Below are 16195 nucleotides of genomic sequence, written 5' to 3'. Positions count from 1 at the left end.
ATTTATCCTATTTAAATAAAGTTTTAAATCTATCCATAGCCTCAATAGTAGCCTCTCTACTGCCAAAAGATGAAAGTCTAAAATATCCGTCTCCATTTTTGCCAAAACCAACCCCTGGAGTACCTACTACTGCTATTTCATTTAACATTTTATCAAAAAATTCCCAAGACCCCATATTGTTTGGACATTCAAACCAAATATAAGGCGAGTTTATACCTCCATAATAGTTAATTTTGCATTGTTCCATAGTATCTGCTATTATTTTGGCATTTTCTTTATAATAATTTATTGTTTCTTTAGACATTTTCATACCTTCTTCTGAAAATACAGAATCTGCGCCTTTTTGAATAATATAAGGAACACCATTAAATTTTGTAGTCTGACGTCTATTCCACATTTGATTTAAGCTCATATCAATACCTTTAGAGCTTTTTATAACAATATCTTTTGGCACAATAGTATATCCACATCTAGTACCTGTAAATCCTGCTGTTTTAGATAAAGAACAAAACTCGATAGCACATTTTCTAGCTCCTTCTATCTCAAATATAGTAGTAGGTAAGCTATCATCTGATATAAAACATTCATATGCACTATCAAATAATATAATTGCTTCATTTTCTAACGCATAGTCTACCCACATTTTTAACTGTTCTCTGTTATAGCAAGCCCCTGTTGGATTGTTAGGAGAACAAATATATATTAAATCGGCTTTTTTAGATTTATCTGGTAAAGGTAAAAAATTGTTTTCTTTATTTGCATCTATATAAACAATTTCTCTACCGTTCATAATATTTGTATCTACATATACTGGATAAACTGGGTCTGGTATCATAACAACATTGTCAACAGAAAAAAGGTCTGTTATATTTCCTGTGTCTGATTTAGCTCCGTCTGACACAAATATTTCTGTTGTTTCTAAAGATACGCCCTTTCTTTCATAATAATTTTTTATAGAATTTCTTAAAAAATCATAGCCTTGCTCTGGTCCATATCCTTTAAATGTTTTTTCATCTGCCATTTCATCTACTGCTATATGTAAATTTTCTATAACCGTTTTGTTAAGAGGTTTTGTAACATCTCCTATACCAAGACGTATAACTTTTTTGTCTGGGTTTTCTTCTGTAAATTTAGCTACCCTTTTAGCTATGTCTGAAAAGAGATAACTTTCTTTTAAATTTAAATAATTTTCGTTTAATTTTGGCATTAAAATCACTCCCTATATTTATTTAACTAAAAATTCAATTAAAGCTAATATCCATAAATGTAGTGGATAAAATACATAAAATAAATATTTACTAAATTTGTTATTTAAACCTCTTTCTCCATTATAAATTAATATAAATGGTATCACTAGAATAAATAAAAAATCTGAATTAAACATAAGCATATCAAATGTTTCTTTAAATGTTGGATAAATATAAAAACTTTGTGTAAATAGTATTATGGATAAAATAATATATCCTACAAATAACTTTTTAAAATTTTGTTTAAAGAAATAAGTTATTATTATAAATGGTATTAAACAAATTCCACCTTCTGTAAATATCATACCAAATATAGTAAAAAATATATTTATAAATATTAAAATAAATTTTTTTATATTTTTAACTCTTTTTATATAATCAAATAACAATATAATTATAAAACTAATAAATAAAGTAAAAAATATATTATTGTGTACTGTAATCATTTTATCAATAAATATAATATTTATTATAATATTTCCTAAAAACATAAATATAGACCATAAAAATAATCTTAAACCATACTTAAATCTATTTTTTGTATAATAAAATCCTTCAATTAAAAAATATCCAAACATAGGAGCAACACATCTTGTAATACCATGTATCCAAGTTGGCAACATATTAGGAAAAGAAAACCAAATATGATCTAATAACATTAAAATTATTAATGCTATCTTTATTTGAAATGCATTAAGCCTTTTAATAACTATCACTCCTTAAACATTTTCTTATAAATTATAACATAAATATAAATTTTTACAAGTTATTTGATAGTAATATTTTATCTATTGTAGCTATCTTTACACAAAGACAAAATATACCCATTGCCTTTTGTAGCTCATCTTTGTCAGCAAAAGATGGTGCTATTCTTATGTTTGTATCTTTAGGGTCTATCTTTTTAGGATATGTACTCCCTGCATCTGTTAAAACTAACCCTACTTTTTTGCACATAGATACAACATTTTTAGCAAGCCCTTCCCTAGTATCTACCGATATAAAATATCCGCCTTTTGGTTTTTCCCATTTTAAAATAGGGTTATTATTAAAGTTTTTTTCTAGTGTATTTAAAACTATATCAAATTTAGGTCTTAAAATATTAGCGTGAGCCTCCATAAGTTTTAATGTATTTTCTTTATCTTTTAAAAACATAACTGTTCTTAATTGATTTATTTTATCATATCCTATTGTTTGTTTAGACATATGATTTAATGTATCTTTTATAGTGTTATCGCTACCAGCTAATAAAGATATGCCACCACCTGGAAAGTTTATTTTAGACGTAGAAAAAAAGTATAAAATACGGTCTTGTGTATTATATTTTTCGCAGGCTTTAAAAATATTATAAATTTCAATTTTTTCATAAACATAATGTATTGCATATGCATTATCCCAAAATATTTTAAAATCTTTTGCTTTTGTCTCCATTTTGGCAAGTCTTTCTATTGTTTCTTGGCTATAACAAGTTCCTGTTGGGTTAGAATATAACGGTACACATATAATACCTTTTATGTTTTCATCTTCTTTACAAAGCTTTTCTACCATATCCATATCTATGCCATCTTCTGTTATAGGTATATTTATCATTTCAAACCCAAATTTTTCTAATATATCAAAATGTCTATCATATCCTGGTACGGGACATAAAAATTTTACTTTTTCTAACTTACCCCACGGTATATTATCCATATATCCAAATATATATAACCTTGTTATAGCATCATATATCATATTTAAAGTAGAGTTGCCACCTATTATTATATTGTTTTTATCTATATCTAATATATCTGAAAAAAGCTCTTTAGCCTCTTCTATTCCATCTATTAGTCCATAATTTCTTAAATCTATATTATCTTTAGACAAATAGTTATTTATATTTAGCATATCATTTGATAAATCTAATTGTTCTTTACAAGGTTTACCTCTAGATATATTTAAATCTAATTTTTCTATTAAATATTTATCGTATTGTTTTTGTAAATCTTGTTTTTGTTGTAAAAGTTCCTCTTTTGATAAATTATTAAACATTATTATAAACTCCTTTCTAACTTAGCTTAAATATAACACCTAATATTGCACCAAGCCCTATATAAACAATAGGATGTTTTTTATATTTTAAAATAAAAAATAATATAAATAAAAATATTATTATCTTTTTTATATCAAATCCAAATGAAAAAATAGCCGTATTAAAAATAGTTATAAAAGATACTCCTATAAGTCCTGTAACAACTGGTCTTATAATATCAAATGTATTAATAACATAAGGACTATTTTTAAATTTTGTTAAAAATTTTGATATTATAATAATTATTATATAAGAAGGTAAAACAAGTGCAAATGTTGCTACAAGCCCTCCTAATATATTACCTGTGTGAAAGCCAACATACGTTGCCATATTAACTCCAATAGGACCTGGGGTAGATTCTGAAATTGCAAGCATATTAGTAAGCTCAGATACGCTATACCAATTTCTAGTATCTATTAATTTATTTAAAAATGGTAATGTAGCAAGCCCACCACCAACAGAAAAAAGCCCAATTTTAAAAAACTCTATAAAAAGATGTAAATATATCATTTTTTACCCTCCTTTATATTATACTTTGTTAAAAATACACTAAATATAATACAAGCAAAAATAATATATACTGGAGATAATTTTAATGTAAAGTTTAATAAAAAAGCTAAAACAAATAATAAAAATGAAATTTTACTTTTAACATTTTTCTTTAAAAAACTAATAAAAGCATCTAACACAAGGCCTGCTACAGCTATTTTTATACCTGCAAATACATATTTTACCCATTGTATATGCAAAAAATTTTTTATAAACCCTGCTATACACATAATTATTATAAGAGAAGGACAAACAATTCCAAAAGTAGAAAATATTGCTCCTATTTTGCCTTTTATTTTATATCCTACAAAAGTAGCAGTATTTATAGCTATTATACCTGGAGTACATTGCCCTATAGAATAATAATCCATAAGTTCTTCCTCTGTTACCCATTTTTTGTTATCTACAAGCTCTCTTTGTAACATAGGTAACATTGCTATACCACCACCAAATGTTAAAGCCCCTATCTTAAAAAATATAATAAAAAGCTCAAATAATATTTTCATTTTATCCTCCTTATATTTTTATCTTTATTTATTATATATTATTTTATTTATTTTTACTATAAAATTTTTTGTAAATAATAGTTTTTAAAAAGTTTTTTTTGTGTTATAATATATAATACTTTATATAAATTTTAACGAAGGTGAAAAAATGAAAAGTATAGATATTGTTGTTCCGTGTTATAACGAAAGCCAAGTTTTAAATATATTTTATAATAGCGTTGAAAAAATTATTTTAGATTTACCTAACTATGATTTTACATACATTTTTGTAGATGATGGTAGCTACGACGATACTCTTAAAATATTAAAAACTCTTGCTAAAAATGATAAAAAAGTAAAATATATATCCTTTTCTAGAAATTTTGGTAAAGAATCTGCTATGTATGCTGGGCTTAAACAATCTACATCAGATATGGTTTTAATAATGGACTCAGATATGCAAAATCCACCGTCTATGATACCTGAAATGATAAAATATATAGAAGAAGGTTACGACTGTTGTGGTGGATACCGTGCAGATAGAAAAGGTGACGGAAAAATTAGAACATTTTTTACAAATAAATTTTATAAAATAACAAATAAAATATCTGAAGTTAATATGCCAAATGGTGCTGGAGATTTTAGGCTTATGACTAGAAAAATGGTTAATGCTATTCTTGCTCTTAGCGAGGTACAACGTTTTTCTAAAGGTATATTTAGTTGGGTTGGATTTAATACAAAATGGATAAAGTTTGAAAATGTAGAACGCGCTGGTGGTGTTAGCAAATGGAACTTTTTTAAGCTATTTTCTTATGCTATAGATGGTATAACTGCTTTTTCTACATTTCCATTAAAAATAGCTTCTATATTAGGCTTTTTTATCTCTTGTTCTTCTTTTCTATATTTAATATATATAGTTTTAAAAACATTAATATTTGGTATCGATGTAGCAGGTTATGCCTCTATTATAACTATTAATCTTTTTATAGGTGGTATTATAATATTATCTTGTGGCATATTAGGTGAATATATAGGTAAAATATATTTAGAAGTTAAAAAAAGACCTATCTATATAACGACAGAAACTAATATTGACGATAAATCAAAATAATATTTATACAAAAAGGTTGTAGACAAAGTCTACAACCTTTTTATTATTCTACATAAAGTCCTGTTAAATTATAAAGTATTAAAGAAAGCTCTGCTTTTGTAACTTCTTTTTGTGGGTTAAATGATTTTCCATCACCTTTTAATAAACCTATTTCTGCTAAAAACTTAAAGTTTTCTTTAGCAAAATCAGAAACATTATCATTTATAGTTATGTTTTTACTCTCTATCTCTACCCCGTATAGTTTTACAATGTTTCCAACCATAAGTGCAACATCTTCTCTTTTTAATAAATCTGTATCTTTATATTTTTTGTTTGCTTTATTTTCAACAATACCATATTCTTCTAAATTATTATTTTCTAATCCTAAAAGTTTTTGTAAAATTGTTTTAAATTCACCATAAGTAACTGTGTTGTTAGGGTAAAATTTATTGCTATCATCAAATATACCTAATGCTTTAAAATAATAAATACTTTCACTAGCCCAATAAGCTGGTTGTGTATCTGGAATATCTGTATATAAATTTACCTCTTTATCTTCTTTTAAGTATAATAATTTATCTAAAGATATTTTTTTGCTATCTTGTTTATTTTCTACATTTGTTACAACTTTTGTACGGTTTCCTGGCATAGTATATGTAAAACTACCACCATTTTTTTCTGTTAAATATTTTATATAATCTGCTAAAACAACGTCTAATACTTCACCTTCAGCAATATGTTTTAAATTGCTAAGTGCTTTATATCCGTCTCCACCAGCTATTATAAAATCGTTAGATGCTAAAGCTATTTGTGTTTTGTCATCTTTTCTATCTAATAAAGTTTCTTTGCCATTTTCATCTACTAAATATATAGCTGTTACTCTTTCTCCTGTTCCATCTTCTGGTTTTTCTGGATTAAATGCTTTTTTAGTTGGGTCTATTTCTATTCTCATACCACTAATTTGTGGAAATCTACCATCAAGACCTGTTATATTACCAGCTTTGTCTATTTCCATTTTACAAACACCGTTTTCTAAGGCATTATATAAAATATTAGGTGTAACAACTTTTACAGATATAATATTCCCAAAAGGTAATACATTAAATACATCTTCTAAAGTAATATCTCCAGCTTTTATATTAGCACGAACACCGCCACCATTTTCTAAAGCAACTATAGGGTAATCTTTATATTCAGTATTTTCTAATAATTTTTTAGTGCTATAAATCATAGAATCTGCTATTAAATCACCCATTGGTGTTTCTTGTATACGACAAAGTCTTGTACCTTTTTCATCATATGCATATAAATCTGTTTTAGTATTACCTATAACTTTTTGTAATTCTTTACTTACTTTTTCATTATAAGTATTATATATTTTAGCAACTTCTTTGTCTGCTTCATTTTCTTTAACTACTTTATCTATATCTAATAATTCTGTTTTTATATCTACATCATTATTTTTAAAGTTTAATGTAACTTTACCTAATTTCTTTAAAGCAGTACCTGTTTGAACAATAGTAGTATCATTTACTTTTTGTTGTATTATAGTATGGCTATGTCCATCTACAATTAAGTCTATACCATCTACTTGTTTTGCTAAATCTATGCTAGTAGGTGAACTAGACTTATCATCACCTATATGTGTTATAGCTATAATAGCATCAACGTTTTGTTCTTTTAAAAGTTTTACTTGTTTTTTTGCAGTTTCTACTACATCTTTAAACTGTGTTCCGTTTAAATTTTTAGGGTTAGTTTTATAATAAGTTTCTTCTGTCGTTAATCCAAAAATACCTATTTTTTTGCCATTAACTTCTTCTATAACGTTTGCACCGTTACCATTTATACCTTTTAATAAAAGGTTACCTTGTGCATCTAAAACATTTGCTGCAAGTGGATTAAATTTTGCTTTTTTCATGTTTTCTACAGCTTGTTTAGAACCAAAGTCAAACTCGTGGTTACCAAGAACAACTGCATCATATCCAGTTGCATTCATAATATCTATTATAGCTTCACCTTTTGTATATGTAGCTAAAGAACTTCCTTGTGTGCAATCTCCTGCATCTAACAATAAAGCATTTTTTGTATTATCTTTTAAAGTTTTTACATTAGCTAGTTCTTTAACTGAACCGTGCATATCATTTGTATGATATATAATTACACTCTTTTCTTCTTCTCCAAATACATTAAAAATTGGTAAGGAAGACATTGCTAACGATAAAGACAATGCCAATGATAAAGATTTTAAAGACTTTTTATTTACAAATCTCTTCATAATTGATAAGACCTCCCGTTAATAAATATATTACTTTTTAATCTTATCATTTATACAAATACTTGTCAATAATATACAATAATATATAAATTTTTATTGATAATATATACATTTTGTATCATTGAAAATATATACATTGATTGACAATTTTAATAATATATATTATAATTATTAAATTATAGTTAAAACTATAAATAATAAAATAGGAGGAATATTATGCAATTTTCTAGATTATATGAAACCTCGTTAAATAACATAGTAAATGATGAAAACTCTTTTATAGTTTTTTATGGTACCAATATTGATAATAAAAATGCTATAAGAGATACTTTGCATACATTTGTTAAAAATGTTGTAGAAATACAAAAAGAATATGTTATTTTAGAAAATACATTTGAACTAACAGATGAAGATTATTCTTTAATAACTGGAAATGAAGATATAGAAAAAAGAATTAATGTAGCATATAATATACTATCTCTTAAAGAAAATATAACTAATGAAGAAAAAACTTTAGTTATTAATATTGCTAAGGAATATATAATAAAAAATGAAATAAATTTTTATGACAAACCCCTAATAGTAGCTTATGGAAGTTTTAAAAAAGAAGATTTACTATTTTTAGATTTAGTAAATATTATGGGTGCTAACGTTATAGTATTTGATTTAGAAAAATTAAATATAAATAATTGGGAAAAAAATGAAAACTACACTATATATAAAGGTAACTTTACATATGACGGTTCTATATTTGATGCAATAGATAGTGGTGTTTTAATAAATTCTAAATCTACAGACTGTAAAATACACAATGACAAAATAATAAATGATTATTTAGATGAAGGGCTTTATTCTAAAGAACAATTGTCTAAATTTAAATCTATAGGTACACAAATAAATGCTTCTCGTTTTGATATTTTACCTATTTTAAAAGAGCCAGCCTCCTTAAGAGATGGATTTAAATTATTAAAAAATGAACAAAAAGTTATTATTCCTTGTTTTTGTTCATTAATAAATGGTAGACATAAATATTTAGAAGAATACCATAATTTTATTGATGAAATTATTAATGAAAATACCTTAGATATTTTATTAAAAGAACCTGCTAAATTTATTATAAAATGTACGGATAAAAATAACTTAAGTTTTGATATAAATAATTGTTATAATACTAACTCTGACAATAATTCTATTACTGTATATTTTGATAAATTATTTGATTTAGATATTTATAAAAATGATGATTTACCTCTTGTTTTACAACAAAATATAGTAGATACTTCTTTAGAAATAAAAGATAGTTTAAATTTAAATATAGATGATTATAAAATATTACTTACAAACTTAATATCTATAGATAATAAATTTAAACATATATTAAATGCTAGAGATTGTTCTGGACAATTACCTAGAATAGTTGTAATAGATAACTTTAATATTTCTAATAAACATTTTATTTATTTTATGCTTACGCTATCAAAACTTGGCGTAGATGTTATATTTTTAAGTACAAAAGGTGTTTTTAATATAGAAAATTATTTACCTGAATATATGATTAATATTATAACTTTAGATAAATATGATGAAAATAACAATATGCTACTAACTTATAAAGATGTTGGTATAGCTAAAAAAATAAACAGTATAAAATATAAAATTTTAAATACATTAAAAAATAAATAATAAAAAGGAGATTGTATCTATGGATGAATTAGAAAAAATTAATATGCAAGATATAAAGCCTCTAGACGATAGAAAAGAACAATTAAAACAATTACCACAAGTTATAAGTCTATCTAATAGTATAGACTTTAAAAATCCTACTGAAATATCAAAATACGGCTTTGAACCTAGCCAAAATTTATCTAAAATAAATGATATAATATTAGAAGATATTAAAAAAGTTAAAACAGAAGAAGTTGGAGAAATGTTAGTTAAACTAACTAACATTATGAAATCATTTGATTTACAAGAAATAAAAAATTATAATTTTAAAGAGAAAAAAACTTTTTTAGATAAAATTAAAGAAAAATTTAATAGTGTTAAAGAAGATATTTATGAAAAATATAATTCTTTAAGCAAACAAATAGAAGGTGTAGGAACATTACTAAATAAATATAGCTCAGATATAGCTACATCTAATAAAATGTTACAAGCACAGTTTGAAGCAACAAGAGAATATATGGGGGAGCTAGAATATTATATAGTTGCTGGTGAAATGGCTCTACAACGCATAGAAGAAGAAAAAATAAAATTAGCAACAGATATAAATATAAGCTCTCAGGATAGAATAGCTTTAGAAAGCCAATTAAACTTAGCACAAGATTTACTTAGCCAAAGAATATTAGACTTAAGTGTGTCTCAAAATGTAGCTATGCAAATTATACCTATGATAAATATGATGATTACTACAAATTCTAACTTAAATATTAAAATAGATTCTGCATTTATAACAACACTTCCAATATTTAAAGTAAGTATAATTAATGCTATAACTTTAAGAAGGCAAGCTATACAAAATCAGGCTATATCTCAAGCTGAAGATTTTACAAAACAATTATTTGAAAAAACAGTACAACAAACAGTTGATAACACTAAAAATGTTAAAAAATCTGTTTCTAGCCCCGTTATTAGTATAGAAACTTTAGAAAAAACTTATAACACAATTTTAACAGGTATAAATGAAGTAAAACAAATAGATGAGCAAAACAAAGAAGAAAGAATGCAAAATATAAAAAAATTAGAAGACCTTAAGTTAAAAATGTTAAACTCAAAATAATTATTATTGGAGAGAATATATGAAAATTTTAAATAAATTATTAAAAGTTATACCTCTTGTTTTTTCTATATTTTTAGGTAATTTTTATTATGAAATAGAGGCAAAAAGTAGAAGTTCTAGCTCTTCTAGTAGGAGCTATAGTTCCTCTAGCAGAAGTTCTAGTTCTTCTAGCAGAAGCTCCAGTTCCTCTAGCAGAAGTTCTAGTTCTTCTAGTAAAAGCTATAGCTCCTCTAGCAAAAGTTCTAGTTCTTCTAGCAAAAGCTCTAGTTCTTCTAGTAAAAGCTCTAGCTCCCCTAGTAAAAGTTCTAGTTCTTCTAGCAAAAGCTCTAGCTCCTCTAGTAAAAGCTCCAATTCCTCTAGTAGAAGTTCCAGTTTCTCTAGTAATAAATCTAGTTCCTCTAGTAATAAATCTAATTCTTCTAGAAGTAATTTAGATGTTAATAATAATAAAAATTATGCACCAAAAGAAAGTAAAAGTTTAAAAACTCAAACAATAAATGGTAAAAAAATTGATACAAAAAATTTAGAAGATGTTTTTAAAACTAAAGATATAAATACTTCTACAACAAGAAAATATTATTATCCTAATACATATAGACGTTCTATATTAGACAATCCTTTTATAAGATATTATTTAGTTTATAACGCTATAGATGATACTATTGATATGGTAACTGATACTGATGGGTATAATGAAGATGAAATAATAGGTGTAGTATCAAATGAAAATGGAGAAGATGAAATTCTTATGTTTGAAGAAGAAAATAAAAGTAATAAATCATTTTTTAACATAACAAATATAATAATTATTATTTTAATAATTGCTATATTATGGATATTTTTATATTATAAAAAAATATTTTCTAAAAAATAATTATAAATAAAATGCTTAAAAATTAAAGTAAAATAAAATAGCTTTGTATTTATATTTACAAAATTATTATTTTATACTATATAAAAAGCCAGATTTTTTAAGGACTTTTAGCCCTTGTATGATAAAATCGGCTTTTTTTAGTATATTTGTTATAGTAAACAATAATATTTTTCATATTTTTTTATTACTCATATACTATATCTCAGTATATTATAATATATTTATTAAAAAGTATCAAAAATATATATTTTTATCGATAAAATTAAATTATTTTAATAAAATTTTCTTCATAAATTTTTATATCAAAATAAAAACTAAACAAAATAACATTAACCAATAATTAATTGTCTTATATTATAGTATAATTTAAATTTAAGAAACATTATATATTATAATAGTTGAATAATTCCAAGAGAAACAATGTCTGCAATAGTATGGGACATCATAAAAGGATATAAGTTTTTATTTCTTTTATAAAATATATAATAAATAATCCCTATTACTAATCCTATTTCTAATGCTGTAAATAGCCCATAATATGTATGGAATAATGTTCGTATTATAAGAGAATAAACTAAAGATATTATTCTATATTCTTTCTTTACATGAATACAAATCCCAAGAAAAAAAATTTCCTCATAAAATCCATTAAGTAATGCAAATAATATTAATGATATATTTATTTGTGGAAATCCATATAAACTAACCGATGAAATATATTCTTTCCATCCATAAAATAGTATATTTGTTATGTCTATAATTGTTGATAATAATATAAACAATATTATTGAAAAAATAGTTCCTTTCCAAGTTATTTTATACTTCCATTGTGAAAAATCAAATTTACGTAAATAAAGATAAAAAATGCTAAACTAAGTTGAATAATTTCATAAAAAATACTGTAAATATTACTAAGTGTATTAATGTCTGTTACTTCAGAAATCTCATTAGCATTTGCTGTTAAAAAAATAACTGTTGAATCATAAATTGGTTTTCCAAATAAAATTATAGTAACTATTAAAATATCAAACCATCTTAAGTATTTTAATTTTTCTTTCATAATATTAATCAACTTCTTTCTAATTTCTAATTTTATTTATTAATTAATTATTTGAAATATTTATAAAAAATACTATAAATTTATATAATTTTATCATATTTTAGAAACTTAATTTTCAAAAAATATATAAAATAAAAAGATATGATAAAATCATATCTTAAAGCTAAACAGGGGTGGAAGGAATCGAACCCTCGCTAAAGGTTTTGGAGACCTCTGTCATACCATTTGACCACACCCCTATATATTAAATTTTTGTACTTATAAAAAAATAAAACAAGAAATAGTTTTATTAAGCTAAACATAAAACTTTTCTTTTTATACTTTTGCAAGCTATTTTTTAATTTTTTTCAATTTTTCAATATTTACATAAAAAATAATAACAAACACAAACCAAACTAAAAGAATTAAACAAAATCATTGGACAAGCACTCGACCATTAGTACCTATCAGCTGAATACGTTACCGTACTTACACCTTAGGCCTATCAACCTCGTCGTCTTCAAGGGGTCTTACTTGCACTAGGCAATGGAAATCTAGTCTTGAGGTTGGCTTCACGCTTAGATGCCTTCAGCGTTTATCCTTTCCAAACTTGGCTACTCTGCCGTGGCATTGGTTACCAACAGATACACCAGCGGTTCGTCCATCCCGGTCCTCTCGTACTAAGGACAGCTCCTCTCAAATTTCCTACGCCCACAACGGATAGGGACCGAACTGTCTCACGACGTTCTGAACCCAGCTCGCGTACCGCTTTAATGGGCGAACAGCCCAACCCTTGGGACCTACTTCAGCCCCAGGATGCGATGAGCCGACATCGAGGTGCCAAACCTCCCCGTCGATGTGAACTCTTGGGGGAGATAAGCCTGTTATCCCCAGGGTAGCTTTTATCCGTTAAGCGATGGCACTCCCACTTGTTACCACCGGATCACTAAGTCCTACTTTCGTACCTGCTCGAACCGTCGCTCTCGCAGTCAAGCCTTCTTCTGCCTTTACACTCTTTGAATGGTTTCCAATCATTCTGAGAAGACCTTTGAGCGCCTCCGTTACTCTTTCGGAGGCGACCGCCCCAGTCAAACTGCCCGCCTAACAATGTCCCTCTTCTGGATCACAGAAGCAGGTTAGAAATCCAATACTACAAGAGAGGTATCCCAACATCGACTCCACCAATACTGGCGTACTGGCTTCTCAGTCTCCCTCCTATCCTGTACATGTAATACCGAATCCCAATATTAAGCTGCAGTAAAGCTCCATGGGGTCTTTCCGTCCTGTTGCGGGTAACCAGTATCTTCACTGGTTCTTCAATTTCACCGGGCGTGTTGTCGAGACAGTGCTCAAATCGTTACACCTTTCGTGCGGGTCAGAACTTACCTGACAAGGAATTTCGCTACCTTAGGACCGTTATAGTTACGGCCGCCGTTTACTGGGGCTTGAATTCAAAGCTTCGGATTGCTCCTAACCTCTCCTTTTGACCTTCCAGCACCGGGCAGGTGTCAGCCCCTATACTTCACCTTTCGGTTTAGCAGAGACCTGTGTTTTTGCTAAACAGTCGCTTGAGCCTCTTCTCTGTGGCCTACTCTCGTAGGCTCCCCTTCTCCCTAAGTTACGGGGTCATTTTGCCGAGTTCCTTAACAACACTTCTCCCGTCGGTCTGTGGATTTTCTCCTCGTCTACCTGTGTCGGTTTGCGGTACGGGTACTAATAACACTATAGCGGCTTTTCTTGACAGTGTGGATTCAGAAACTTCGCTACTTTTCTTCACTCCCTATCACACTTCACCTTTAGATATGTGATTTGCATCATATCCACAGCTTTGTGCTTAGCCGAGTATTTCCTTTCCTCGGTTTTCCTATCCTCCTGTGTCCCCACAGTTCTGATTATTAGTAGTACAGGAATTTAAACCTGTTATCCATCGACTACGTCTTTCGACCTCGCCTTAGGTCCCGACTTACCCAGAGCAGATCAGCTTTACTCTGGAAACCTTAGACATTCGACCTATATGATTCTCACATATATCTCGCTACTCATTCCGGCATTCTCTCTTCTGCTTCGTCCACCATTCCTTTCAGTTTGGCTTCATCCTTGCAGATTGCTCCTCTACCAATTGTACATTCGTACAATTCCGTAGCTTCGGTGGTGTGTTTTAGCCCCGGACATTTTCGGCGCAAAAACTCTCGACTAGTGAGCTGTTACGCACTCTTTAAATGAGTGGCTGCTTCTAAGCCAACATCCTAGTTGTCTTCGAATTCTCACATCCTTTTCCACTTAACACACACTTTGGGACCTTAGCTGTCGGTCTGGGCTCTTTCCCTTTTGACTATGAAACTTATCTCACATAGTCTGACTCCTGTGCATCATCTTTCTGGCATTCTTAGTTTGATATGATTTGGTAACCCGCGAAGGCCCCGCACCAATTCAGTGCTTTACCTCCAGTAGATTAACACAAGGCTAGCCCTAAAGCTATTTCGAGGAGAACCAGCTATCTCCGGGTTCGATTGGAATTTCTCCGCTATCCACAAGTCATCTCAACCTTTTTCAACAGATACGAGTTCGGTCCTCCATTACCTTTTACGGTAACTTCAACCTGCTCATGGATAGGTCACCCGGTTTCGGGTCTACACCTACAAACTTGTCGCCCTTTTCAGACTTGGTTTCCCTTCGGCTTCTTAGCTTCTTACTAATTAACCTCGCTTGCAAATGTAACTCGCCGGACCGTTCTACAAAAAGTACGCAGTTGTTACTATTGTAACTCCCACTGTTTGTAAACAAAGGGTTTCAGGTTCTTTTTCACTCCCCTCCCGGGGTTCTTTTCACCTTTCCTTCACAGTACTATTTCACTATCGGTCATCAAGGAATATTTAGGCTTGGGGGGTGGTCCCCCCGGCTTCCCACAGGGTTTCTCGTGTCCCGTGGTACTCTGGATTCTGCCTCCTGACTCCAAATTTCGTCTACTGGACTTTCACCTTCTTTGGTTTGCTTTCCCAAAACAATTCGACTATTCTTTGTCAATGGATTATGCAGTCCTCAACCCCGACAAGCACGCTCGTCGGTTTGGCCTTCTTCCCTTTCGCTCGCCGCTACTTAGGAAATCGATTTTTCTTTCTCTTCCTGTTGCTACTTAGATGTTTCAGTTCACAACGTTCCCCCTACATACCTATTTATTCAGTATGCAGTAACAGAGCTTTTCTCTGCTAGGTTTCCCCATTCGGATATCCACGAGTCGCTGACTGTTTGCGTCTCATCGTGGCTTTTCGCAGCTTTCTACGTCCTTCTTCGGTTCTTGATGCCAAGGCATTCACCCTTTGCTCTTATTAGCTTGACCTTTCGGTTTTTTATTCACCGAGATATTGTTTAAATCTTTTTCGGAAAAACTTTTATTTCTTGCTTTTACCTCTTAAATATTTTTGTCTGGCTCACGATATCGTTTTCTCAAACTTTATCGCGTTGTGTTTGTTATTTAATTTTCAATGTACATAAAACTCATTAGCTGAGTGCTTATGTATAATAACATATATTATTACACTATGTCAACACTTTTTTTTAATTTTTCTCATTTTTTTCTTAAAATAACAAATATAGACTAATTTTTAGTCATTTTAAACACAGTTTTAAGGCTAAAAATAAAAGATTATATTTTTCTATACAACCTTTCAGATTATAAACAAAATAGAAATAACACAAAAAGCGGAAAGTATAAGAACAAATAGTTCTCATCTTTAATCATATACGTTGTAAAGCCACGTATACGCAAAGCTAGATTTTTAGGAGCTTTAT

The 16195-nt window shown here is 28.4% G+C and carries 12 protein-coding genes, 1 tRNA gene and 1 rRNA gene; 4 read left to right on the top strand and 10 right to left on the bottom strand.

Annotated elements, in window-relative coordinates; genetic code table 11:
* Positions 1-7 precede the first annotated feature (7 nt).
* The 5 genes from NBW53_RS00210 to NBW53_RS00190 are packed head-to-tail and all read right to left on the bottom strand — an operon-like array spanning position 8 to position 4370.
* Positions 8-1207, bottom strand: a complete 1200-nt coding sequence (locus tag NBW53_RS00210; protein WP_250278133.1) for an LL-diaminopimelate aminotransferase — start codon at positions 1205-1207, stop codon at positions 8-10.
* Between the two features lie 18 nt (positions 1208-1225).
* Complete coding sequence (locus tag NBW53_RS00205; RefSeq protein WP_250278132.1) at positions 1226-1963, bottom strand: TraX family protein; 738 nt, start codon at positions 1961-1963, stop codon at positions 1226-1228.
* Between the two features lie 43 nt (positions 1964-2006).
* Entirely contained in the window at positions 2007-3275 is a 1269-nt protein-coding gene (locus NBW53_RS00200; protein WP_250278131.1) for an aminotransferase class I/II-fold pyridoxal phosphate-dependent enzyme, read from the bottom strand.
* Between the two features lie 16 nt (positions 3276-3291).
* A complete protein-coding gene (locus NBW53_RS00195) occupies positions 3292-3825 on the bottom strand; it encodes a chromate transporter (RefSeq protein WP_250278130.1) in 534 nt (177 codons plus the stop codon).
* Entirely contained in the window at positions 3822-4370 is a 549-nt protein-coding gene (locus NBW53_RS00190; protein WP_250278129.1) for a chromate transporter, read from the bottom strand. Before NBW53_RS00190 ends, NBW53_RS00195 begins: the two co-directional genes overlap by 4 nt.
* A 148-nt stretch (positions 4371-4518) precedes the next feature.
* On the opposite strand from NBW53_RS00190, the gene NBW53_RS00185 reads away from it, so the two are divergent.
* The gene (locus NBW53_RS00185; protein WP_250278128.1) at positions 4519-5460 is read left to right on the top strand and encodes a glycosyltransferase family 2 protein; all 942 of its coding nucleotides are present in this window, start codon (positions 4519-4521) and stop codon (positions 5458-5460) included.
* Between the two features lie 43 nt (positions 5461-5503).
* Here the strand turns inward: NBW53_RS00185 and NBW53_RS00180 are convergent, their stop codons facing one another.
* Positions 5504-7714 (bottom strand): bifunctional metallophosphatase/5'-nucleotidase, encoded by a 2211-nt coding sequence (locus tag NBW53_RS00180; protein WP_250278127.1) that lies wholly within the window; start codon positions 7712-7714, stop codon positions 5504-5506.
* Positions 7715-7930: 216 nt separating this feature from the next.
* Here NBW53_RS00180 and NBW53_RS00175 point away from each other — a divergent pair, with 216 nt between their 5' ends.
* From NBW53_RS00175 to NBW53_RS00165, 3 genes are read left to right on the top strand one after another with little or no spacing between them, the layout of a single operon-like run.
* Entirely contained in the window at positions 7931-9397 is a 1467-nt protein-coding gene (locus NBW53_RS00175; RefSeq protein WP_250278126.1) for a YceG family protein, read from the top strand.
* 19 nt (positions 9398-9416) lie between these two features.
* A complete protein-coding gene (locus tag NBW53_RS00170; RefSeq protein ID WP_250278125.1) occupies positions 9417-10493 on the top strand; it encodes a toxic anion resistance protein in 1077 nt (358 codons plus the stop codon).
* Between the two features lie 19 nt (positions 10494-10512).
* The gene (locus NBW53_RS00165) at positions 10513-11367 is read left to right on the top strand and encodes a hypothetical protein (protein ID WP_250278124.1); all 855 of its coding nucleotides are present in this window, start codon (positions 10513-10515) and stop codon (positions 11365-11367) included.
* A gap of 389 nt (positions 11368-11756) precedes the next feature.
* Here NBW53_RS00165 and NBW53_RS00160 read toward each other — a convergent pair whose 3' ends face one another.
* From NBW53_RS00160 to NBW53_RS00145, 4 genes are all read right to left on the bottom strand, one after another.
* Entirely contained in the window at positions 11757-12149 is a 393-nt protein-coding gene (locus NBW53_RS00160; RefSeq protein ID WP_250278123.1) for a CPBP family intramembrane glutamic endopeptidase, read from the bottom strand.
* A gap of 29 nt (positions 12150-12178) precedes the next feature.
* Complete coding sequence (locus NBW53_RS00155; protein WP_250278122.1) at positions 12179-12427, bottom strand: hypothetical protein; 249 nt, start codon at positions 12425-12427, stop codon at positions 12179-12181.
* A 168-nt stretch (positions 12428-12595) separates the two neighbouring features.
* Positions 12596-12666, bottom strand: a tRNA-Trp gene (locus NBW53_RS00150).
* A 178-nt stretch (positions 12667-12844) separates the two neighbouring features.
* Positions 12845-15743: ribosomal RNA gene (locus NBW53_RS00145) — 23S ribosomal RNA — on the bottom strand.
* Between the last annotated feature and the right edge of the window lie 452 nt (positions 15744-16195).

Source organism: [Clostridium] colinum (assembly GCF_940677205.1).
GTDB lineage: Bacteria > Bacillota > Clostridia > Lachnospirales > CAG-274 > Tyzzerella > Tyzzerella colina.
This window is presented reverse-complemented; position numbering and strand designations above follow the sequence as displayed.

Coding starts and splice junctions, on each gene's coding strand:
- NBW53_RS00210 (WP_250278133.1), bottom strand. CDS start 1,207: ATGCCAAAATTAAACGAAAATTATTTAAATTTAAAAGAAAGTTATCTC.
- NBW53_RS00200 (WP_250278131.1), bottom strand. CDS start 3,275: ATGTTTAATAATTTATCAAAAGAGGAACTTTTACAACAAAAACAAGAT.
- NBW53_RS00195 (WP_250278130.1), bottom strand. CDS start 3,825: ATGATATATTTACATCTTTTTATAGAGTTTTTTAAAATTGGGCTTTTT.
- NBW53_RS00190 (WP_250278129.1), bottom strand. CDS start 4,370: ATGAAAATATTATTTGAGCTTTTTATTATATTTTTTAAGATAGGGGCT.
- NBW53_RS00185 (WP_250278128.1), top strand. CDS start 4,519: ATGAAAAGTATAGATATTGTTGTTCCGTGTTATAACGAAAGCCAAGTT.
- NBW53_RS00180 (WP_250278127.1), bottom strand. CDS start 7,714: ATGAAGAGATTTGTAAATAAAAAGTCTTTAAAATCTTTATCATTGGCA.
- NBW53_RS00175 (WP_250278126.1), top strand. CDS start 7,931: ATGCAATTTTCTAGATTATATGAAACCTCGTTAAATAACATAGTAAAT.
- NBW53_RS00170 (WP_250278125.1), top strand. CDS start 9,417: ATGGATGAATTAGAAAAAATTAATATGCAAGATATAAAGCCTCTAGAC.
- NBW53_RS00165 (WP_250278124.1), top strand. CDS start 10,513: ATGAAAATTTTAAATAAATTATTAAAAGTTATACCTCTTGTTTTTTCT.
- NBW53_RS00155 (WP_250278122.1), bottom strand. CDS start 12,427: ATGAAAGAAAAATTAAAATACTTAAGATGGTTTGATATTTTAATAGTT.